Here is a 21,618-nt window from a genome sequence, read left to right on the forward strand (position 1 = left end):
CGCTCGCACGAAAGGCCCGGGGAGGGCCGGCGGCGGCTGCAGAGAAGACCTCAGAAGAAAGGTCTTGTGCGAATCTATCCGACTAATGTAGCACGAATGAAACCCCCTGGAGGTTCTCGCGGAAGAAGCCGTGTTCCGGCGCCAGGCCGGGCGGGTGCTCGACCTGGCGCCTTTCCTGCGGCCGCCGCTGCGGCCGTGACTGCGGCTGTCCCTGCGGCTGTCACTGCGGCCGGTAGGTCACCTTCAACTGGTAGCTGCCCGCCGAGTAGCCGTAGACCAGCACATAGACGTCGCCATTGGCCGTCATGTTGACGCTGCAGCCCTCGGTCGCCGTCGAGCCGTCCGACTTGCACGTGTAGGTGCTCGTCGTGGGCACCGCGCTCTTGCGGACGTAGAGGTCCATGTCGCCGGTGCCCGTCGTGCTCGCCGCGAGGCTGCCGCCGTTGGCGACCTTGAACGGGCCGAAGCTCTTGCTCTGGCCGCGCGTCAGGCTGCCGCTGAAGTTCTCGGTCTTGTCCGCCGGCGGCTGCGTGCCGGGACCGTCGCTGCCGAGCTCCACCGCGTAGGCCGCGGCCATGCGCGCGAACTTCAGCGCGTGGTCGGCCTGGCTGCCCATGTTGGCGTAGGTGTCGTTGGCGCTGTGGATGTACGGGTTGTCCGCGCTGAAGCTCGACTCGAACGGCATGCTGGCGAAGTAGCCCTTGGCGTTCCACGAGGCATGGTCCGAACAGGCGTAGCCGCAACGGTCCGTGCCCACGCGCAGCGTCGGCAGGTAGGTCGCGATCACGTTCGTGAGGAAGGTGTTCTGCGCACTGTCCGTGTAGTCGGTGAAGATGTAGATGTCGTTGGCGGCGCCCTTGTAGTTGGTCATGTCGAGCTGCAGCACGCCGACCACGTTGGTGTTGGCCGCGGCGAAGCTGTTGGCGATCTCCTGTGAGCCGCGCAGGCCGACTTCCTCCGCCGCATAGGCCATCAGCTTGATCGTGCGGCGGGGCTTGTAGTTCGCCTGCACCAGCGCGCGCAGCACCTCGGTCAGGCTGGCCACGCCGGAGGCGTCGTCGTCGGCGCCCGGCGCGCGCATCGTCTCGCCCGAGCCGCCGGACTGGTTGATCGAGTCCAGGTGCGCGCCCATCACGATCACCTCGTTGCCGTTGTCGCTGCCCTGGATCGTCGCGATCACCGACTTCTGCGCCCAGCCCGCGTGGGTGAACTGCTCGACGGTGATGTCGCTGCGGCCTGCGCCCAGCGTCGTCCACTTCTGCTTGAGCCAGTTGGACGCCGCCACGCCGCTGCTGCTGGTGTAGTAGCGGTTGATGTTGGCCGACAGGTCGACGATGGTCTGGCCGATGTTGCTCGCCTGCATCTGCGACAGGATGGGCGTCACCACGGATTGCTGATCGATCGTGTAGCTGGGCCGCGTCGCGACCAGCGCGGCGGCCAGCTGCTGCGACGCGGCCGGCGTGCTGTGGCGCTTCAGCGAGGCCAGGCCGGCCTCCTGGCTGGCGTGATACATGTAGCCGCCGCAGCGGCGCAGCTCTTCGTGGATCGAGTGGCTCAGCGAGGCGAGCGCGTCCTCGTCGACTTCCACCAGATGGATGCCCTCGGGCCTTGCGGCGAAGGACTGCGCCGACGCGTCCTGCGCGGCATCGGCCTTGACGCTGGCCACGGCGCGCGCGGCCGGGCGGTGCTTCTGCAACTGGGCCAGCGCGGCGTCGCCGAGGCTGATCCAGACCTTGTCGCCCGCGTACGCGGGGGTGAGCGCGGCCAGGCCGACGCACACCGCGGTGATGGTGAGGAATGAACGCATGGGGTGTTGTCTCCGGATTCGTTCCAGGAATGGCGAAGCCGGCGCGCCGCGCAGGGCAGCGCGCCGGAGCCCCCGACGTGCCGCGCGAGGCGGCGCGTCGGGGTCGTTCAGGCGGGGATCAGTAGGTACCGACCAGCGAGGTGCTGGTGACCGTCGAGTACGCGCTCAGCAGCACGTAGTACACGCCGGCCGTCGGCGCCGAGAAGGTGATCGTCTCGGCGTTGGTCGAGCCGATCGAGCGCTTGTCGTAGCTCGTCGTCGTCGGCGCGGAGCCGCGCTTGACGTAGAGGTCGCCGTCGCCCGAGCCGCCGGACAGCTTGATCGTCAGCGTCGTGCGGCCCGCCGGCACGGTGATGCTGTAGAGCTTGGTCGCCCCCTTGGCCAGCGAGATGCCGGTCACCGGCACGCCGCTGGTCAGCGGGGTCGCGGTCGGCGGCGGCGTGGTGCCGCTGCAGCTCACGCCCACGCTGGCGAAGGCCGCCGTGACGTCGGCCTTGGCGTAGCCGCGGTTGGTCGCCGCCGTCTCCACGCCGCAGGCGCCCTGGTTGAAGGTGCTGTTGGCGGTCCAGTAGAGGCGGTTGGCGTCGACCATCACCTCGAAGGCCTTGCGCGTGTTCCAGCCCGGCTTGGTCGCCAGCAGGTAGAAGGCCTTGTTGTAGACGCCGCTCGAGTAGTGCACGTCCATGCCGCTGCGGTAGTCGGCCGCATTGCCGATGGAGCTGCCGTCGCGGGTCGGATCATCGAAGTAGCGCAGCGCGCCCGAGCCCTTGAAGATCTGCGCGCCGACCAGCCAGTCGTTGCTGCCGTTGTTGCGGTAGTACTCGGCGGCTTCGCCGGCCATGTCGGAGAAGGCTTCGTTCATGCCGCCCGACTGGCCGGAGTAGGTCAGGCCCGAGTTCTGCTCGGTGAAGCCGTGGCTCACCTCGTGCGCGGACACGTCCAGCGACACCAGCGGGTAGAAGGTGGTGCGGCCGTCGCCGAAGCTCATCGCCGTGCCGTCCCAGAACGCGTTCTCATAGTTGCTGCCGTAGTGCACGCGCATGTACAGCGTGCCGGTCAGCGGACGGATGTTGAACCAGTCCCCGTACATCTTGAAGATGATCTCGCCGAAGTAGTGCGCGTCGTTCAGCGGCGAGTAGGCGCCGTTGATCTGCTTGTACTCGTTGCGCGAGCAGGTGAACTGGAAGGGCGTGTTGCTGGCGCCGGTGCTGCCGTTGAGGTTGACGGTGACGACGTTGCCGGAGTTCATCTGGCAGGTGTCGGTCACCTTCAGCGCCGGGTAGTCGGTGCCGTACTCGTAGCGGCCGGTCTTGGCGTTGCCGCCGGGGCCGGTCGCGTCCTTGTGGGCCAGGCCTTCCCAGCGCTCCAGCACGGCGCCGGTGGTGGCGTCGATCATGAAGTGCGGGCGGCTCGGCTGCTTCGCGTCATGGCGCACGAAGGACACCAGGTAGAACAGCTGCGCCTTGTTGTTCTGGTTCAGCCGGACGTAGAGCTTGACCTGCTCGTTCTCGGTGATCGCGGCGTTGATGGCGCCCTTGGCCTGCGCCAGCGCGCCTTGCGAGGTCAGGCTGGCCTGCGTGGTGGCGAGGTCCTGCTGGATGTTGGCCAGCATGCTGCCGGAGAAGCGCGAGGTGCCGGCGCTGGTGTCGAGCTGCTCGACCACGCCTTCGCCCCACACCGGGACGCCCTGGTAGTACTGCTGATGGCGCGTGACGACCTTGCCGGTGGCGTAGGTCTGGCTGCGCACCGGCTGCAGGTCGCTGGCCGCGAGGCCCAGCGCCGTGGCGGCCGATTGCGGAGCGGCGCTCGACGCGCGCATCTGCGTGTTCACCGGGGAGGCGTCGTCGAGCAGGACGCGGTCCGCGGCGATCGCCTGGCAGGCGGCGGTGGCCGCGGCGGCGATGAGGGTCGCGCGCACGGCGCGTTGGATGAATGCCTGTGTGGAAACCTTAGACATAAGCCTCTTTCTTTCGTGATGGATCGATCAGATCTCCCGAAGAAATGGCCGTGCTCGCTCAGGTAGGAACGGGACGGCCCCCTCTGTTCGCGACCCGTGGTGGGGTCGTGACAGATGTTCTTGGAGGTGCGGCTGGCGCCGCGTCCCGAGGTGTCGCCGGGTGCCCCGGAGGTCCCGAGGTCAGGTCTTGAGTGGTCCGGACGACTGGGCGAATGTAGGGGCTTCGCGGGCCGGTTCGGACTGTCAGGCCTTACAGCCGGTGTAACCCTTGCAACGAAGTTTCCGGGCACGTCCGTGGCTGGCGTGCGCGCGATAGGCGAGGATCCGGATTGTCGCGACCCCGATCCAGAGGACATGCTGGAAACGAGGGACGTCGACGACGGACGCATCAGGAGACGCACACCATGACGACCATGGACACGAACCCCACGCCGGCCGCCGCCGCGGCCTCGGGATGGCGCACCCACGAGGTCGCCAATCAGGTCGACGAACTGGCCGACTACTCGCTGCTCGACACCGATCCGGCGCTCAAGGAGGCGCTCGCGCGCGCCGGCGCCGACGCCTTCGTGCCGGGTCTTGCCGCTTACGCCAGCCAGCTGGGGCGGGCGCAGACCTACGCGATCGCCGAGCGCATCAACCGCGTCACGCCGACGCTCGAGAGCTTCGACAAGCGCGGCCGCCGCATCGATCGGGTCGAGTTCGACGCCGGCTGGCACGAACTGCTCGCGATGTACCGGCAGGCGGATCTGGTCGCGATGCCGTTCCGGGACGAGCGTCCCGGCCGCTGGGCGGCGTGGGCCGCGGGCTTCTACCTGCACGGGCAGGTCGAGGCCGGCACGCTGTGCCCGGCGACGATGACGCAGGCCAGCATCCCGGTGCTGCGTCGCGAGCCGCAGTTGTGGGACGCGCTGCGCGACCAGCTTTTCAGTACCGCGTACGACGGTCGCGACATGCCGCTTGCGCAGAAGCGCTCCATCTGGCTCGGCATGGGCATGACGGAGAAGCAGGGCGGATCCGACGTGCGCGCCAACACGACGCGCGCCGAGCCGGTGGGCGCCGGCGGTCGCGGCGGCGAGTACCGCCTCACGGGGCACAAGTGGTTCTTCTCCGCGCCGATGTGCGACGCGCACCTGGTCGTCGCCAAGACGCCGGACGGTGCGCCGGGCTGCTTCTTCGTGCCGCGCTGGCGGCCCGACGGGACGAAGAACGCCGTCAACGTGCAGCGCCTCAAGGACAAGGTCGGCAACCGCAGCAACAGCAGCTCGGAGGTCGAGTTCCAGGACGCCTACGGCGTGCTGATGGGCGAGGAGGGCCGAGGCATCCCGACCATCATCGAGATGGCGACGTACACGCGGCTGAACTGCGTGGTGGGCAGCGCGGCGATGCTGCGGCAGGCGCTGGTGCAGGCGCTGCACTACACGCGGCATCGCACGGCTTTCGGCAGGCGGCTCGTGGAGCAGCCGCTGATGCGGGCGGTGCTCGCGGACCTCGCGCTCGAGAGCGAGGCCGCGATGCAGCTGAGCCTGCGTCTGGCACAGGCCTTCGAGCACCAGGACGATCCGCGCGAGCGCACCTGGATGCGGCTGGTCACGCCGGCGGCGAAGTTCTGGGTCTGCAAGCGTGCGGTCGAGCTCACCGGCGAGGCGATGGAAGTCCTCGGCGGCAATGGCTACATCGACGACGGCGTCATGGGCCGCCTGTATCGCGAGGCGCCGGTCAACTCGATCTGGGAAGGCTCAGGCAACGTGATGTGCCTGGATGTGATGCGCGCCGTCGCGCGCGATCCGCAAGCCTTCCTGGCGCTGCTCGACGAGTTCGAGGCGGACCTCGGCGACGACCGCGCGTTGCGCGCCGAAATCGATGCGTTGCGCGACTTGCTGACCACGCCGCCGGAACAGCTCGAAGCGCTCGGCCGCCGCTTCGCGTCGCGCCTGGTGCTGCTGGCGCAGGCCGCGCTGCTGCGCAGGCACTCGCCCGGTGTCGTCGCGGACGCATTCGCCGCCAGCCGGCTCGATCCGCGTTGGGGCGCGGTCGCCGGTGCGCTCGATACGCGCGCCGTCGATGTCGATGCGCTCCTGCAGCGAGCGTTTCCCGCGTGAGACCGAGCCCGTCGGCAGGCGCCGGTATCCCCCTCGCTCCTACGACTCGCAGGGTCCCCAAGTCGCTCGGGGGGACACCGGCGCCTGCCGACCCGCCGGCGCCGCTGTTCCAGTGCCCTAAACTCGTCCGCTTTCGTTGCTCTCGGGGCCGTTGGCCCGTCGCTGTTTTGGACAAGATCCTGCTTCAGATTGCCGCCGAACTGAAAGTCCGTCCGGCTCAGGTCAACGCGGCCGTGGAACTGCTCGATGGCGGGGCCACCGTCCCGTTCATCGCCCGCTACCGCAAGGAGGCCACCGACGGCCTCGATGACATCCAGCTGCGCGAACTCGAGGCCCGCCTGAGCTATCTGCGCGAGCTCGAGGACCGTCGCGAGGCGGTGCTCAAGAGCATCGAGGAACAGGGCAAGCTCACGCCCGAACTCGCCGCCGCCATCGCCGCCGCGCCGACCAAGCAGGAGCTGGAAGACCTCTACCTCCCGTACAAGCAGAAGCGCCGCACCAAGGGCCTGATCGCCCGCGAGGCCGGCCTGGAGCCGCTCGCCGACAAGCTGTTCGCCGATCCGTCGCTCGATCCGATGACGGAAGCCGCCGCCTTCCTCAACCCCGATGCCGGCTTCACCGATGCCTTCGCGGTGCTGGACGGCGTGCGCGACCTGCTCTCCGAGCGCTGGGCCGAGGACGCCCTGCTGATCGGCAAGCTGCGCGAGTGGCTGTGGGAGGAGGGCCTCTTCAAGTCCAAGCTGATGGACGGCAAGGACGAGAACCATCCCGACATCTCGAAGTTCCGCGACTACTTCGATTACGCCGAGCCGATCCGCACCGTGCCCTCGCACCGGGCGCTGGCCGTCTTTCGCGGACGCACGCAGGAGTTCCTCGACGCCAAGCTGGCGCTGGACGAGGAAGTCGTCCTCGGCCAGCCCTCGCTCGCCGAAGGCCGCATCGCGCGCCACCTCGGCTGGAGCCATGCGAAGCGCGCCGGCGATGAACTGATCCGCAAGACCGTGGCGTGGACCTGGAAGGTGAAGCTTTCGCTGAGCCTGGAGCGCGATCTCTTCGCGCGGCTGCGCGAGGAGGCCGAGAAGGTCGCCACCAAGGTCTTCGCCGAGAACCTGCGCGACCTGCTGCTGGCCGCGCCGGCCGGCAAGCGCGTCGTCATGGGCCTGGACCCGGGCATCCGCACCGGCGTGAAGGTCGCCATCGTCAGCGATACCGGCCGCGTGCTGGACACCTCGACCGTCTATCCGCATGAGCCCAAGCGCGATTGGGAAGGGTCGATCCACACGCTGGGCCGCCTGTGCGCCACGCACGGCGTCAACCTGATCGCGATCGGCAACGGCACCGCCTCGCGCGAGACCGACAAGCTCGCCGCCGACCTGATCAAGCGCATCCAATCGATGGCGCCCGAGACGGTCATCGAGAAGGTCGTCGTCAGCGAAGCCGGCGCGTCGGTGTATTCCGCGTCCGAATTCGCATCGAAGGAACTGCCCGACCTGGACGTGTCGCTGCGCGGCGCCGTGTCGATCGCCCGCCGCCTGCAGGACCCGCTGGCGGAGCTGGTGAAGATCGATCCGAAGTCGATCGGTGTCGGACAGTACCAGCACGACGTCAACCAGAGCGAGCTCGCGCGCACGCTGGACGCCGTCGTCGAGGACTGCGTGAACTCGGTCGGTGTCGACCTGAACACCGCGTCCGCGCCGCTGCTGTCGCGCGTATCGGGGCTGTCGGCCAGCGTCGCGAATTCGATCGTGCGCTGGCGCGACGCCAACGGCGCGTTCCGCAATCGCCAGCAGCTGCTGGACGTCACCGGCCTCGGTCCGAAGACCTTCGAGCAGGCAGCCGGTTTCCTGCGCATCCGTGACGGCGACAACCCGCTCGACGTCAGCGGCGTGCATCCGGAGACCTATCCCGTCATCGAGCGCATCCTGGCGCAGGTCCAGCGTCCGATCGCCGACGTGATGGGCAAGTCCGACGTCATCCGCGCGCTGAAGCCCGAGGCCTTCGCCGACGAGCGTTTCGGCGCGATCACCGTCAAGGACATCTTCGGCGAGCTGGAAAAGCCGGGCCGCGATCCGCGACCGGACTTCAAGGTCGCGCGCTTCAACGACGGCGTCGAGGACCTCAAGGACCTGAAGGAGGGCATGGTGCTGGAAGGCACGGTGTCCAACGTCGCGCAGTTCGGCGCCTTCGTCGACCTGGGCGTGCACCAGGACGGCCTGATCCACGTCAGCCAGCTGGCCAACAAGTTCGTCAACGATGCGCGCGAGGTCGTCAAGACCGGCGACATCGTCAAGGTGAAGGTGCTGGAGGTCGACCTGGCCCGCAAGCGCATCTCGCTGACGATGAAGCTGGACGCGCAGGCGCCTCGCGGCGGCTCGAAGCCGGACAACAGCTTCCGCCCTGCTGGCCGCAACGAACGGCAGGGCGGTGCTCGCCCATCCGGCGCGCGTGACGCCCAGCCTGTCGGCGGCAACGCGATGGCCGCGGCCTTCGCCAAACTCAAGCGCTGAGACGGTGAGACGGTGAGACGGTGAGACGCTGAGACGCTGACGAGCTCGGTGCCTCGGATCGGGACGACCGGGGCCCCTTTCGGAGGTCAAGGAGGGAATTTGGCTGCCGGGAGGCAGCCAAAGGAGGGACACGGAGAAAAGGGGCCCCGGTTGTCCCGATGCGCTCGTTCGAAGAAGTGAACGCCGTCCACGGCTCCTGATCGCGTTTGATCCCACATTTTTCGCGGCTGGTCGCACCTGAGGTGCCAGGACTGGCGGTGTACGGCTACGCTGCGCGCCGTTTACCGTCAAAGACAAAAGTCGACAGACCTACACGGTGTCGACACCAAATCCCCGGGAGTTCCCTTGAAGACCCACGCCATCGCCAGGGCCTGCGCCCTTGTCTGTCTGTCCGCGCTTGCGCCTGCGACTGCCGTTCTTGCGCAGGATGCTCCTCCCGGACTGGGCAACGAGCCGACCTCGGGCAAGCGCCTGGACCGCGTGGAGATCACTGGCCGGAACACTGATTCCGAGTTGCGCCGCCGCGCGCCGGTGGCCAAGCAGATCTACGGTCGCGACGAGCTCGACAAGTACGGCGACACGAGCGTCGCCGACGTGCTCAAGCGCCTGCCGGGTGTGAACGTGTCCGACGGCGCGCCGCGCATGCGGGGGTTGGGTTCGGGCTACACGCTGATCCTGATCAACGGCGACCCCGCGCCTCCGGGCTTCAAGCTGGACCAGCTGGATCCCGCCCAGGTCGAGCGCATCGAAGTGACCAAGGGCCCGAGCGCCGACCAGAGCGCGCAGGCCGTCGCCGGCGCGATCAACATCATCCTGAAGGAAGCGCCGAAGATGTCGCAGCGCGACCTGCGCGTCGGGGCAGGCTACAACATCAACCACCCGGTGCCGTCCGCCACCTTCACCTACGGCGAGCGCTTCGGGCCGGTGTCGGTATCGGTGCCGCTGTCGGCGTTCCAGTGGCTGCAGGAGATGAAGTCCACGACCGAGCGCAACGGCACCGACCTGGACGGTCAGCCGGTCATCGCTTCCCAGCACGGGAAGATGCGCAACTGGGGCCACGGCTTCAATTCCGCGCCGCGCGCGACCTGGAAGATCAGCGACGACGAGACCGTGTCGCTGATCGGCTTCGCGCAGAAGGGCTTCTGGAACAACTCGGTGCGGCTCACGCCCGACGCCGTCTACAGCCCCGGCACGCGACTGGACGACAACGCCGACAACCAGGGCACATGGCAGATGCTGCGCGCCAACGCGCAATGGAACAACCGCTTCAGCGAGACCCAGAAGTGGGAACTGAAGGCCGGCGTGCAGGACGCCAAGAACCACATCGAGAACCACACGCTCACCGGCAGGCCGGTCGATGCGCTGCTCGACAGCCGCGACCGCAGCCTGACGCAGGCCGGCAAGTACAGCCAGATCCTCGGCGAGGAGCACACGCTGACCGTCGGCTGGGACTTCGAGTTCCGCAAGCGCGACGAGATCCGCAACACCCTCGTCGCCGGCGACGAGCAGAGCCCTGGACTCAACGGCGAGAACTTCGGCGCCCGCATCCGCCGCCAGGCCTTCTTCATCCAGGACGAGTGGGAGATCAATCCGCAGTGGTCCACCTACTTCGGCCTGCGGCATGAGCAGATCGTGACCACCAGCCGCGGCGTCGCCACCGATGCGCGCAACAGCTCCAGCGTGCTGTCGCCGCTGTGGCACCTGACCTACAAGCTGGACCCGAAGGGTCGCGACATGATCCGCGCCAGCATCACCCGCAGCTACAAGGCGCCGGAGCTGACGCAGATGCTGGGCCGCTACACGCCCAACAGCAAGTTCCCGAGCCCCGCCACGGGCGAGCAGAACGACGAGTTCAATCCCGACCGCATCGGCAATCCGGGCCTGAAGCCGGAGCTCGCGACCGGCTTCGATGTCGCGTACGAGAAGTACCTCACCGGCGGCAGCCTCTTCAGCGTGGGCCTCTTCCACCGCAACATCAGCCAGTTGATCCGCAACGTCGTGACCCTGGATCCGGCCAATCCGCCGCTGTCCACGGTGCCGCGTTACGTGATCCGGCCGATGAACTTCTCCAGCGCCACCACCAGCGGCATCGAGATGGAGCTCAAGGGCCGTGCGGGCGAGCTGTTCCCGTCGCTGTTCGATCCGAAGCTGCCGTTGAACCTGCGCAGCTCCGTGAGCGTCTACCGTTCGCGGGTCAAGGCCGTGGACGGCCCGGACAACCGGCTCGACCAGCAGCAGCCCTGGACCGCCAACCTCGGCTTCGACTACCGCTTCAGCAGCGTGCCGGTCACCACCGGCGCCAACCTGAACTACACGCCGGTCTACACGGTGCGTCAGACCGATCGTCAGAGCGTCGAGTACTCGCGCAACCGCGGCCTGGACGTTTTCGCCCAGTGGATCGTCAGCCCGAAGACCTCGGTGCGCTTCTCGGCCAATAATCTGTTCCCGCTCGACGCCCGGGCCGAGACCCAGCTCCCCGGTGATCAGTTTTACGCCACCGGTCGCGGTCTGAAGCCGTGGTTCCAGCTCAACCTGGAGATGAAGCTCTGAGCCTTCTCCGGAGCGAGGGCTTCAGGTCCGCGTCGGGCGTTTCCGTTTCTTGAAAGGACGACCCGCCCGATGCAGGCCTTGCAGATCCTCGCCGGACCCCGTGCGCGCCAACGGCTGCGCGACCATGGCCTTCGGGCCGCCGACGTGCGCGTCGTGCCCGGCGCCGCCGGCGGCCCGAAGGGGCTGGTGCTCAGCGCGCTCGACGCGCATCTCTTCGGCGAATTCCTGCCGTCGGGCGGTCAGGAGGTCCATCTGCTCGGCGCCTCCATCGGCGCCTGGCGCATGGCCACGGCCTGTCTGACCCGCGACGCCGCGCAGGCGAATGCGGAGTTCGAGCGCCTCGCCCACGATTACGCCCATCAGGACTACGAGTCGGCGCCCGGCAGGCGGCCGACCGCCGCGACGGTCTCGCGCGCGTTCTCCGAGAAGCTCGGAGAGATTTTCGGCGGCCGCGAGGCCGAGGGTGCTGTCGCATCCGCAGTTCCGGCTGCATGTGTTCACCTCGCGCGGCAAGCACGTGCTCGGGCGGGAAGGGCGGCTGCGCACGCCGCTCGGCTACCTGGGCGCGTTCGCGGCCAACGCGATGTCGCGGCGCGCGATGGGTGCCTGGCTGGAGCGGGGTGGTGTTCTCCGACAAGCGCTCGCCGCTGCCGATGCCGCTGGCCGACTACCGCAGCCGGCAGGTGGCGCTCGACGCAGGCAACCTGAAGCGAAGCATCCTGGCGAGCTGCTCGATCCCCTTCTGGCTGCAGGCCGTGCACGACATCGAAGGCGCCCCGGCCGGCGCCTACTGGGACGGCGGCATCACCGACTACCACCTGCATCTGAACTATGCCGCGATGGTCGGCGACGGCATCGCGCTGTATCCGCATTTCCAGGCCAGCGTCGTGCCGGGTTGGCTCGACAAGGCGTTCAAGCATCGGCATCGGACCAGCGCGTTCCTGGACAACGTCGTGCTGCTGACGCCCCACCCCGAATGGGTGAAGACGCTGCCCAACGGCAAGCTGCCTGATCGCAACGACTTCCAGCGCTACCTGAACGACGTCCCCGGCCGCGCCCGCGACTGGCTGAAGGCTGTCCGCGAGGGCGAGCGCTTGAGGGACGAGTTCCGCGAAGCCTGCGCCCGGCCGACCCTCGACATCCAGGCGCTCTGAGCTACACTGGCCGCCTCTTTTTTCTTTTCCAACAAGGACCGGGAAAGGCGACATGGTTATGACACCGCGGACTACCACCTCCACTGCGAAGGTTTGAGCGACCGCGGCTCGTCACGTCTTTCATCAGCTGTCCGGAAAAAGTCAGCACCCCAGAAAAAGCGCGGCACGTGGTCGCGCTTTTTTGTTTTCTGGAGTTCCCTCACATGTCCCACATCTCCATCCAACTGCCCGACGGCTCCAAGCGCGAGTTCCCGCAACCGGTGACCGTCGCCGAAGTCGCGGCCTCGATCGGCACGGGCCTGGCGAAGGCGGCGCTGGCCGGCCGCGTCGGCTCGGGCGACGACGCCAAGGTCGTCGACACGAGCTTCCTCATCGACAAGGACACGCAGCTGGCCATCGTCACGGACAAGGATCCGGACGGGCTGGAGGTCATCCGCCATTCGACGGCCCACCTGCTGGCCTATGCGGTCAAGGAACTGTTCCCCGACGCGCAGGTCACCATCGGCCCGGTCATCGAGAACGGCTTCTACTACGACTTCTCCTACAAGCGCCCGTTCACGCCCGACGATCTGGCGGCGATCGAGGCCAAGATGGGCGAGCTCGCGAAGAAGGACGAGAAGGTCACGCGCTCGGTGCTTCCGCGCGATGAAGCCGTCGAGTACTTCAAGGGCATCGGCGAGGCCTACAAGGCCGAGATCATCGCCAGCATCCCGGCGGACCAGGACGTCTCGCTGTACGCCGAAGGCGGCTTCACCGACCTGTGCCGCGGCCCGCACGTGCCGTCGACGGGCAAGCTGAAGTTCTTCAAGCTGATGAAGGTGGCCGGCGCCTACTGGCGTGGCGACCACCGCAACGAGCAGCTGCAGCGCATCTACGGCACGGCCTGGGCGACGAAGGACGACCTCGCGAACTACCTGCGCATGCTGGAGGAGGCGGAGAAGCGCGACCACCGCAAGCTCGGCAAGGACCTGGAGCTGTTCCACATCGACGAGCATGCGCCGGGCGTCGTCTTCTGGCATCCCAAGGGCTGGACGATCTGGCAGGAGGTCGAGCAGTACATGCGCCGCGTGTACCGCGACAACGGCTACCAGGAAGTGAAGGGCCCGCAACTGCTGGACAAGACGCTGTGGGAGGCCACGGGCCACTGGGACAAGTACCGCGACAACATGTTCACGACGGAATCGGAGAAGCGCGACTACGCGCTCAAGCCGATGAACTGTCCCGGCCACATCCTGATCTTCAAGCACGGCATCAAGAGCTACCGCGACCTGCCGCTGCGCTTCGGCGAGTTCGGCCAGTGCCACCGCAACGAACCCACGGGCGGCCTGCACGGGATCATGCGCGTGCGCGGCTTCACGCAGGACGATGGCCACATCTTCTGCACGGAAGACCAGATCCTGGCCGAGTGCGTGGCGTACACGGCACTGTTGCAAAAGGTCTACAAGGACTTCGGCTTCGACAACATCATCTACAAGGTCGCGACGCGCCCCGAAGCCCGGATCGGTTCGGACGAGGTCTGGGACAAGGCCGAGTTCGCGCTGATGGAGTCGCTGCGCGCGTCGGGCGTGGAGTTCATCATCGCCCCGGGCGATGGCGCCTTCTACGGTCCGAAGATCGAATACACGCTCAAGGATGCGATCGGCCGCCAGTGGCAGTGCGGCACGATGCAGGTCGACTTCTCCATGCCCGCGCGCCTGGGCGCCGAGTACGTGGCCGAGGACGGCGAGCGTCACACCCCCGTGATGCTGCACCGCGCGATCGTCGGCAGCCTGGAGCGTTTCATCGGGATCCTGATCGAGCAGCACGCCGGCGCGCTGCCGGTTTGGCTCGCTCCGACGCAGGTCGTTGTCGCCAATATCACCGACGCCCAATCGGACTACGTTTCCAGCATTGTGAAATCGCTGCAAAAACAAGGGGTTAGGGTCCAGGCAGATTTGCGGAACGAGAAAATCACGTATAAAATCCGCGAGCATTCACTGCAAAAGGTGCCGTTCATCCTGGTCGTCGGCGACAAGGAAAAGGCGAACGGCGCAGTCGCAGTGCGCGCCCGAGGCAACCAGGATCTGGGCGTGATGTCGCTGGAGGACTTCGTTTCGAAGCTCTCGACCGCCATCGCGGACAAGACCTGAGTCGGGCGCTTTTTGCGTTGTACTGATCATTACGGACCCTTGCCAAGGCCCGCCTAAAGGTAACCACCATCGCTACTTTTGCTGACCGTCGTGCGATTCCGGAGCGCAAGCACCGCCTGAATCGCGAAATCATCGCTTCTGAAGTCCGTCTCAATGGCCCCGAGAACGAGCCGATCGGCATCGTCTCGATCCAGGAAGCGCTCCGGATGGCCGGTGACCTGGACGTCGATCTGGTCGAAATTGCCGCCACTGCAGTCCCGCCGGTCTGCCGGTTGATGGACTACGGCAAGTTCAAATACCAGGAGCAGAAGCGCGCCGCGGAAGCCAAGTCCAAGCAGAAGGTCATCGAGGTCAAGGAAGTCAAGTTCCGTCCGGGCACGGACGAAGGCGACTACCAGATCAAGATGCGCAACCTGCGCCGCTTCATCGCGGAGGACGGTGACAAGGGCAAGGTCACGCTGCGCTACCGGGGCCGCGAGATCACCCACCAGGACATCGGCATGCGCATGCTGGAACGCATCCGCGATGAGCTGTCGGACGTGGCGGTGGTCGAGCACATGCCCAAGCTCGAAGGGCGCCAGATGATCATGGTGCTCGCACCGAAGAAGCGTTGAGCTTCTGAAGAATCGACTCGGCGGGGCCGGCAGGCCCCGCCACAGTTTCAGCCCGCCGATCTGGTCGTCGGCGGGCTTATTAGTCTCCTGCAGGCCGGTCAAGTACCGCGGAATCCGCGGTCGCCTGGAGGGACGCACATAGAAGGAGCAGTCATGCCCAAGATGAAGACCAAGAGCAGCGCGAAAAAGCGTTTTCGCGTTCGTCCGGGTGGCACCGTCAAGCGCGGTCAAGCGTTCAAGCGCCACATCCTGACCAAGAAGACCACGAAGAACAAGCGCCACCTCCGTGGTGCCACGACCGTGCATGAGACCAACATGGGCCACATCGCTTCGATGCTGCCCTTCGCTGGTCTGTAATCCAGCAGTAGACAAGGAGATACAACATGCCTCGCGTCAAACGTGGTGTAACCGCACGTGCTCGTCACAAGAAGGTCCTGGCTCTGGCCAAGGGCTTCCGTGGTCGTCGCAAGAACGTCTTCCGCATCGCCAAGCAGGCGGTGATGAAGGCGGGCCAGTACGCCTACCGTGACCGCCGTGCCAAGAAGCGCGTGTTCCGCCAGCTGTGGATTGCCCGTATCAACGCGGCAAGCCGTGGCCTGGGTCTGAGCTACAGCAAGTTCGTGGCCGGTCTGAAGAAGGCCGAGATCGACATCGACCGCAAGGTCCTGGCCGACCTCGCCGTCAACGACCCTGCTGGTTTCGCCAGCATCTTCGCCAAGGTGAAGGCCGCTCTGGCTTGATAGCCATGGTCCGCCCGCCGGTGCTCTCCGGCGAGCGGACTGGCCGCTCCGGCCTTGCCGGGGTTGCCTCTTCAAAGGCCGACACCCCGGTGTTCGGCCTTTTTTCATTCCGGCGCAATGGTGCGCGATGGTGCGATGTTCGCCATTCCACCACTGTGCCATTCGATTTCCGCCAACGACGCCGACGCCCAGTCGCCGCCCCGCGATGAACGACCTCGATCAATTGCTGCACCAGGCGACCGGCGAATTCGCCGCCGCCACGACTCCCGCCGACCTGGAGAACGCCAAGGCGCGCTTCCTGGGCAAGACCGGTCAGGTCACCGAGCTGATGAAGGGCATGGCCAGCCTGCCGGTCGAGGAGAAGAAGACCCGCGGCGCGCAGATCAACCAGCTGAAGCAGGGCATCGAGGCGGCGCTGACCGCGCGCCGCCAGGCGCTGGCGGACGCGGAGCTCGAGAAGCAGCTCAAGGCCGAGGCGCTGGATGTGACGCTGCCCGGCCGCCAGCGCGGCACCGGCGGCCTGCACCCGATCACGCGGGCGATGGAGCGCATCGAGGCGATCTTCGGCTCGATGGGCTTCGATGTCGCCGACGGCCCGGAGATTGAGAACGACTGGTTCAACTTCACCGCGCTGAACACGCCGGAGGACCATCCGGCGCGCTCGATGCACGACACCTTCTACATCGAAGGGGGTCATGTCTTGCGCACCCACACCAGCCCGATGCAGATCCGCTATGCGGTGCAGCATGTCAAGAAGCACCGTGCGCTGATCGACGCCGGCCAGCCGATGCCCGAGATCCGGGTGATCGCGCCGGGCCGCACCTACCGCGTCGACAGCGACGCCACGCATTCGCCGATGTTCCATCAGGTCGAAGGCCTGTGGGTCGGCGAGAACATCAGCTTCAAGGACCTGAAGTCCGTCTACGTGAACTTCATGCAGCAGTTCTTCGAGACGACGGACATGGAGATCCGTTTCCGTCCGAGCTATTTCCCGTTCACCGAGCCCAGCGCCGAGATCGACATGATGTTCGGCTCCGGCCCGCTCAAGGGGCGTTGGCTGGAAGTCTCCGGCTCCGGCCAGGTGCACCCGCAGGTGATCCGCAACATGGGGCTCGATCCCGAGCGCTACATCGGTTTCGCCTTCGGCTCGGGCATCGACCGCCTGGCCATGCTGCGCTACGGCGTCAGCGACTTGCGCCTGTTCTTCGACGGCGACCTGCGCTTCCTGTCGCAGTTCAAGTAATTCGAGCCCCCGGTCGCCTAGAGAGCAAGAGAGAACCCCATGCAATTCCCTGAGTCCTGGCTGCGGGCCTTCTGCAACCCCGCGCTGAACACGCAAGAACTGGCCGAGCTGCTGACGATGTCCGGCCTCGAGGTGGAAGAGCTGCGCCCGGTGGCGCCGCCGTTCCACGGCATCGTCGTGGCCGAGATCGTCGAGGCCGTCCAGCATCCGGACGCCGACCGCCTGCGCGTCTGCAAGGTCAACGCCGGCGGCCCCGAGCTGCTGCAGATCGTCTGCGGCGCGCCGAACGCGCGCGTCGGCATCCGCGCGCCGCTGGCCACGATCGGCGCCGAACTGCCGCCGGGCGAGGACGGCAAGCCCTTCAAGATCGGCAAGGGCAAGCTGCGCGGTGTCGAGAGCTTCGGCATGCTGTGCCTCGGCCCGCGAGCTGAAGCTGGCGGAGGACCATGGCGGTCTGCTGGAACTGGCCGCGGACGCGCCGATTGGCGAGGACATCCGCAAGCACCTGAACCTGGACGACACGCTGTTCACGCTGAAGCTGACGCCGAACCTGGCGCACGCGCTGAGCGTGTACGGCGTCGCGCGTGAAGTGGCCGCGCTGACTGGCGCGCCGCTGCTCGCACCCGAGATCAAGCCGGCCGCCGTCGCGACCGATGCGAAGCTGCCGGTGCGCGTCGAGGCTGCGGACCTGTGCGGCCGATTCTCCGGCCGTGTGATCCGCAACGTCGACACGACCGCGAAGACGCCGCAGTGGATGGTCGACCGCCTGGCCCGCTGCGGCCAGCGTTCGGTGTCGCCGCTGGTGGACATCTCGAACTACGTGATGTTCGAACTGGGCCGCCCGTCCCACATCTTCGACCTCGACAAGATCCACGGCGAGCTGATCGTCCGCTGGGCAAGCCGGGTGAGCAGCTCAAGCTGTTGAACGGCACCACGATCGAGGTCGATGCGACCGTCGGCGTGATCGCCGATCGTGAGCAGATCGAGTCGCTGGCCGGCATCATGGGCGGCGACGCCACGGCCGTCTCCGACGACACGAAGAACATCTACGTCGAAGCCGCGTTCTGGTGGCCGAAGGCGGTGATGGGGCGCTCGCGCCGATTCAACTTCTCGACCGACGCCGGCCACCGCTTCGACGCGCGGCGTCGATCCGGCGGGCACCGTCGACCACATCGAGCGCATCACGCAACTGATCCAGTCGATCTGCGGCGGCGAGGCGGGCCCGATGGACGACCAGACCACGCAACTGCCCGAGCGCAAGCCGGTGGCGCTGCGCGTCGAACGCGCCGCCAAGGTCATCGGCATGCCGGTGACTCAGGCGGACTGCGAAGGCGTGTTCAAGCGCCTGGGGCTCGAGTTCACCTCGGCACCCGGCGTGATCACGGTGACGCCGCCGACCTTCCGCTTCGACATCCAGATCGAGGAAGACCTGATCGAGGAAGTCATCCGCGTGCTGGGTTATCCGAAGCTGCCGTCGACGCCGCCGCTGGCGCCGGTGGTCGGCAAGGTGGGCTCGGAATCGCGCCGCGCGACGCACGCGCTGCGACACGCGATGGCCGGCCTCGGCTACTTCGAGACGATCAACTTCAGCTTCGTCGAGGCGCGCTGGGAGCAGGAGCTCGCCGGCAACGCCAACCCGATCCAGCTGCTGAACCCGATCGCCGCGCCGCTGGCGGTGATGCGTACCTCGCTGATGGGCTCGCTGGTCCAGGCGCTGCGCAACAACCTGGCGCGCAAGTCACCGCGCGTGCGCGTGTTCGAGATCGGCCGCGTGTTCCTGCGCGACGCGTCGGTGCAGGAAAGCGACACGACGATCGCCGGCATCGCGCAGCCGATGCGGCTGTCCGGCCTGGCCTGGGGGCCGGCGGACCAGCAGCAGTGGGCGCAGAAGGACCGCGCGGTCGACTTCTTCGACGTGAAGGGCGACCTGGAGGCGCTGTTCGCGCCGCGTGTGCTGAGCTTCGAAGCCGCCACGCATCCCGCGCTGCATCCGGGCCGCAGCGCCCGCGTGCTGCTGGACGGCGAGGCGATCGGCGTCGTCGGCGAGCTGCATCCGAAGTGGCGCCAAGGCTACGAACTGCCGAGCGCGCCGGTCCTGTTCGAGCTGTCGCTGGACGCGGTGCTGGCCCGCACGCTGCCGCAGGGTCAGGGCGTGCCCCGCCTGCAGGCGGTGCAACGCGATCTGGCGCTGATCGTCAATGAGCAAGTGACCTATGCCTCCCTCCTCGGGGCGATCGAAGCCAGCGGCGAAGCCCTGGTACGCTCTGCGCGTTTGTTCGACGTCTTCAAGCCGGCCCAACCGACGGCGGAACTGAAGGCGAACGAGCGCAGCCTGGCCGTGCGCCTGGAGCTGCTCGATGACGAGAACACGCTGACCGACGAACGCATCGAGCAGGCGGTGGCGAAGGTGGTGGCGCAGCTGGGCGAACGCCTCGGCGCGCGCCTGCGGGGCTGAGGGAGGGGAGGGACACCATGAGTGATGACGATCTGAAGGAGCAGGCGCGTGTGCTGCTCGGCAGCCTGGAGACGCCCACGCTGACCAAGGCCGAGCTGGCGGAACTGCTGTTCGACAAGCTCGGCCTGAACAAGCGCGAGTCCAAGGACATGGTCGAGGCCTTCTTCGACATCATTCATCAGAGCCTGTCCAGCGGCCGCGAAGTGAAGCTCTCGGGCTTCGGCAACTTCAACATCCGGCGCAAGGCGCCGAGACCGGGCCGCAATCCGCGCACCGGCGAGGCGATCCCGATCAAGGCCCGCAACGTCGTGACGTTTCATGCGAGTCACAAATTGAAAGAAGCCGTCCAAGGCAACACGCCTTCGGGTGGTGACTTCGAGTAGAGTCTGACCCTTCCCGCCGCTGCCGGAGCCGTTGATCCCCATGGACGTCCAGCTTCCCGCCATTCCTGCCAAACGCTACTTCACCATCGGTGAGGTGAGCGAACTGTGCGGCGTGAAGCCTTACGTGCTCCGCTATTGGGAACAGGAGTTCACGCAGCTCAAGCCGATGAAGCGGCGGGGCAACCGGCGCTATTACCAGCATCACGAAGTGCTGCTGATCCGCCGGATCCGCGATCTGCTCTACGACCAGGGCTTCACGATCAGCGGCGCACGCAATCAGTTGATCGACGTCAGCCACACCGGGGTCAGCGCCCAGGAGTTTCGCGCCGAGGCGTTGGCGGCTGCGCAGCTCGACGCCTACCGCGATCATCGCGAAGCGTCGCGCGCGTTGGCGGCGGACGTTGCACACAGCGCGGCACACACGACCGTGTCGCTCGAGAAGCTCACGCTGGAGCAGGTCAGGGATGAGTTGTTGGCGATTCGAGAGAGTTTGCTTGCATGAGCCTCTCGAATACGTATAGAATCTAAGGCTTAGTCGGGGCGTAGCGCAGCCTGGTAGCGCACTTGCATGGGGTGCAAGGGGTCGCGAGTTCGAATCCCGCCGCCCCGACCATTTATAAGAAGAATCAGGAAGCCCGGTATCGCAAGATGCCGGGCTTTTTGCTTTCCGGGCTCAGCCCCATCCACGGGCGCAGCGCGTTCACGCGCATCGCCAGCAGCGCGGCCAGCAGGCATCCCAGCGCGGTGATCGCGACGAGTGCGATGGCCTCCATCGCGAGCGGCCACTGCAGCGGCGCGAGCAGATGCCCCGCGACCACGGTGACTGTCTGGTGGACCAGATAGAAGGGGAAGACGGCGAGCGTCAGCCAACGCAGCAACGGCGAATCGCGATCGGCCAGCCACTGCCTCCCGAAGCCCAGCACCGCCACGATCGGCAGCCATTGCTTGCCGGCGTTCAGCGCGCGCAGCGCCATCAGCAGCCACTGCGGGAAGTCATCGCCGTGCGCGAGGCGCCACTCGTCGGTGAGCATCTGCGACATCCACTGCACCACGATGTAAGCGATCAGCGCGACCCAGCGAAGTCGGCGGGCTCCTTCCCAGGCGCCATGGCGATCGTCTCGGCTGCCGTAGAGCGCGAAGCCCAGCACGAACACCGTCAGGTACACCCCATGCTGGTACCAGTCATGGACGAGGTCGTGCGTGCTGGGAAAGCGTTCCAGCAGATGCTGGCGCAGCAGCGCGAACACCAGCCAGGGCACCCACAGCAAGCGGCCTCCGGCGACGACGTGTCGCCAGCCCGGATGCGCGACGAGGGCGCGCACGGCCCGAAGCCGCAACGCCAGCAGCACGAGCACGGTGTAGGCCCACAGGTAGGGCAGGAACCAGAGGTGATTCCAGGTCGGCAGCTTCAGGCAGTCGTCGCCGCGGCAGAAGCCGTGATAGGCCTGGAAGTAGAGCGTCAGGAAGTCGCCATAGTTGCCGGCGTAGTGCAGCTTCTCGACGACCTCCAGGTAGGCCTGCGGCGGCACGATCACCGTCATCCCGAACAGCAGCGGCAGCAGCAACCGCTTGCTGCGCGTCGCGATCAGGCCGGAGTCGCCGTCGGCGCGTCCCGTCATCAGCGCGGTCGCCGCGCCGGAGATCAGGAACAGCAGCGACATCCGCCACGGGTTCAGCCACAGCATCCAGGACTCGAGCGCGGGGACGAGTCGCGGCGACTTCACGTGCCAGTCCCAGCTCACGTAGAACATGCCCGAGTGGTAGAGGATCAGCAGGCCGAAGGCGATGACGCGGAGCCAGTCGAGCTCCGTCAGCCGGGACGACGCTGCCACGCTGCGCGCGGCGGGAATGGAGGTGTTCATGAGTCGGAGCTTCGTCGCGCAGGGCGCTTTCACGGAGGGAATGTGACGAGCCGCCCCCGCCGGGTGACGACCCGCCCCGTCCCAGGGGCCGCTCGACGGGCTCATCGGCGCGCGGCGC

General features: G+C 67.0%; 14 protein-coding genes, 1 tRNA gene and 2 pseudogenes. 13 read left to right on the forward strand and 4 right to left on the reverse strand.

Translation table 11 applies throughout. From position 1 onward, the window contains the following. Nucleotides 1-220 precede the first annotated feature (220 nt). Nucleotides 221-1,807 (reverse strand): M20/M25/M40 family metallo-hydrolase, encoded by a 1,587-nt coding sequence (locus ACFJIX_RS15580; RefSeq protein ID WP_377152491.1) that lies wholly within the window; start codon nt 1,805-1,807, stop codon nt 221-223. Nucleotides 1,808-1,925: 118 nt separating this feature from the next. After that, nucleotides 1,926-3,725: a M4 family metallopeptidase gene (locus ACFJIX_RS15585; RefSeq protein WP_377152494.1), complete on the reverse strand. Its 1,800-nt coding sequence runs from the start codon at nt 3,723-3,725 to the stop codon at nt 1,926-1,928. 452 nt (nt 3,726-4,177) lie between these two features. Between ACFJIX_RS15585 and ACFJIX_RS15590 the strand changes: the two genes are divergently transcribed. The 3 genes from ACFJIX_RS15590 (at nt 4,178) to ACFJIX_RS15600 (ending at nt 10,920) form a co-directional block, all read left to right on the forward strand. Further along, nucleotides 4,178-5,863, forward strand: coding sequence for an acyl-CoA dehydrogenase family protein (locus ACFJIX_RS15590; RefSeq protein WP_377161799.1), 1,686 nt, complete (start codon nt 4,178-4,180; stop codon nt 5,861-5,863). A gap of 167 nt (nt 5,864-6,030) precedes the next feature. After that, the gene (locus ACFJIX_RS15595) at nt 6,031-8,370 is read left to right on the forward strand and encodes a Tex family protein (RefSeq protein WP_377152497.1); all 2,340 of its coding nucleotides are present in this window, start codon (nt 6,031-6,033) and stop codon (nt 8,368-8,370) included. 345 nt (nt 8,371-8,715) lie between these two features. Then, nucleotides 8,716-10,920, forward strand: coding sequence for a TonB-dependent receptor plug domain-containing protein (locus tag ACFJIX_RS15600; protein ID WP_377152499.1), 2,205 nt, complete (start codon nt 8,716-8,718; stop codon nt 10,918-10,920). 21 nt (nt 10,921-10,941) lie between these two features. Here ACFJIX_RS15600 and ACFJIX_RS15605 read toward each other — a convergent pair whose 3' ends face one another. Further along, entirely contained in the window at nt 10,942-11,172 is a 231-nt protein-coding gene (locus ACFJIX_RS15605) for a hypothetical protein (protein ID WP_377162085.1), read from the reverse strand. On the opposite strand from ACFJIX_RS15605, the pseudogene ACFJIX_RS15610 reads away from it, so the two are divergent. The 10 genes and pseudogenes from ACFJIX_RS15610 to ACFJIX_RS15655 all read left to right on the forward strand — a co-directional run bounded on the left by ACFJIX_RS15610 (nt 11,107) and on the right by ACFJIX_RS15655 (nt 20,251). Continuing rightward, a pseudogene (locus tag ACFJIX_RS15610) lies at nt 11,107-12,074 on the forward strand (patatin-like phospholipase family protein). The gene ACFJIX_RS15605 and the pseudogene ACFJIX_RS15610 sit on opposite strands and share 66 nt — an antisense overlap. A gap of 203 nt (nt 12,075-12,277) precedes the next feature. Beyond that, nucleotides 12,278-14,203: a threonine--tRNA ligase gene (thrS, locus tag ACFJIX_RS15615; RefSeq protein WP_377152501.1), complete on the forward strand. Its 1,926-nt coding sequence runs from the start codon at nt 12,278-12,280 to the stop codon at nt 14,201-14,203. A gap of 68 nt (nt 14,204-14,271) precedes the next feature. Further along, nucleotides 14,272-14,817, forward strand: a complete 546-nt coding sequence (gene infC / locus ACFJIX_RS15620) for a translation initiation factor IF-3 (RefSeq protein WP_082938615.1) — start codon at nt 14,272-14,274, stop codon at nt 14,815-14,817. A 153-nt stretch (nt 14,818-14,970) separates the two neighbouring features. Further along, the gene (rpmI, locus tag ACFJIX_RS15625) at nt 14,971-15,174 is read left to right on the forward strand and encodes a 50S ribosomal protein L35 (protein WP_067275755.1); all 204 of its coding nucleotides are present in this window, start codon (nt 14,971-14,973) and stop codon (nt 15,172-15,174) included. A 26-nt stretch (nt 15,175-15,200) separates the two neighbouring features. After that, complete coding sequence (gene rplT, locus ACFJIX_RS15630; RefSeq protein ID WP_067275752.1) at nt 15,201-15,557, forward strand: 50S ribosomal protein L20; 357 nt, start codon at nt 15,201-15,203, stop codon at nt 15,555-15,557. A 205-nt stretch (nt 15,558-15,762) separates the two neighbouring features. Next, nucleotides 15,763-16,800, forward strand: a complete 1,038-nt coding sequence (pheS, locus tag ACFJIX_RS15635; protein WP_297530917.1) for a phenylalanine--tRNA ligase subunit alpha — start codon at nt 15,763-15,765, stop codon at nt 16,798-16,800. A 39-nt stretch (nt 16,801-16,839) separates the two neighbouring features. Next, nucleotides 16,840-19,255, forward strand: a pseudogene (gene pheT / locus ACFJIX_RS15640) (phenylalanine--tRNA ligase subunit beta). 17 nt (nt 19,256-19,272) lie between these two features. Further along, complete coding sequence (locus tag ACFJIX_RS15645) at nt 19,273-19,638, forward strand: integration host factor subunit alpha (protein ID WP_279759860.1); 366 nt, start codon at nt 19,273-19,275, stop codon at nt 19,636-19,638. A gap of 40 nt (nt 19,639-19,678) precedes the next feature. Further along, on the forward strand, nt 19,679-20,140 hold the full coding sequence (locus ACFJIX_RS15650) for a MerR family transcriptional regulator (protein WP_377152506.1): 462 nt from the start codon (nt 19,679-19,681) through the stop codon (nt 20,138-20,140). 34 nt (nt 20,141-20,174) lie between these two features. Further along, a tRNA-Pro gene (locus tag ACFJIX_RS15655) sits at nt 20,175-20,251 on the forward strand. A 13-nt stretch (nt 20,252-20,264) separates the two neighbouring features. Here ACFJIX_RS15655 and ACFJIX_RS15660 read toward each other — a convergent pair. Beyond that, complete coding sequence (locus tag ACFJIX_RS15660; protein WP_377152508.1) at nt 20,265-21,500, reverse strand: acyltransferase family protein; 1,236 nt, start codon at nt 21,498-21,500, stop codon at nt 20,265-20,267. Nucleotides 21,501-21,618: the final 118 nt, after the last annotated feature.

Origin of the sequence: Roseateles sp. UC29_93 (assembly GCF_042695725.1) — a bacterium.
Taxonomy (GTDB): domain Bacteria; phylum Pseudomonadota; class Gammaproteobacteria; order Burkholderiales; family Burkholderiaceae_C; genus Roseateles; species Roseateles noduli_A.

Bases quoted from the DNA above. Each gene is read 5' to 3' on its own strand.
- ACFJIX_RS15580 (WP_377152491.1), bottom strand. From the start codon at position 1,807: ATGCGTTCATTCCTCACCATCACCGCGGTGTGCGTCGGCCTGGCCGCG.
- ACFJIX_RS15590 (WP_377161799.1), top strand. From the start codon at position 4,178: ATGGACACGAACCCCACGCCGGCCGCCGCCGCGGCCTCGGGATGGCGC.
- ACFJIX_RS15605 (WP_377162085.1), bottom strand. From the start codon at position 11,172: ATGGACCTCCTGACCGCCCGACGGCAGGAATTCGCCGAAGAGATGCGC.
- thrS (WP_377152501.1), top strand. From the start codon at position 12,278: ATGTCCCACATCTCCATCCAACTGCCCGACGGCTCCAAGCGCGAGTTC.
- rpmI (WP_067275755.1), top strand. From the start codon at position 14,971: ATGCCCAAGATGAAGACCAAGAGCAGCGCGAAAAAGCGTTTTCGCGTT.
- rplT (WP_067275752.1), top strand. From the start codon at position 15,201: ATGCCTCGCGTCAAACGTGGTGTAACCGCACGTGCTCGTCACAAGAAG.
- pheS (WP_297530917.1), top strand. From the start codon at position 15,763: ATGAACGACCTCGATCAATTGCTGCACCAGGCGACCGGCGAATTCGCC.
- ACFJIX_RS15645 (WP_279759860.1), top strand. From the start codon at position 19,273: ATGAGTGATGACGATCTGAAGGAGCAGGCGCGTGTGCTGCTCGGCAGC.
- ACFJIX_RS15650 (WP_377152506.1), top strand. From the start codon at position 19,679: ATGGACGTCCAGCTTCCCGCCATTCCTGCCAAACGCTACTTCACCATC.
- ACFJIX_RS15660 (WP_377152508.1), bottom strand. From the start codon at position 21,500: ATGAACACCTCCATTCCCGCCGCGCGCAGCGTGGCAGCGTCGTCCCGG.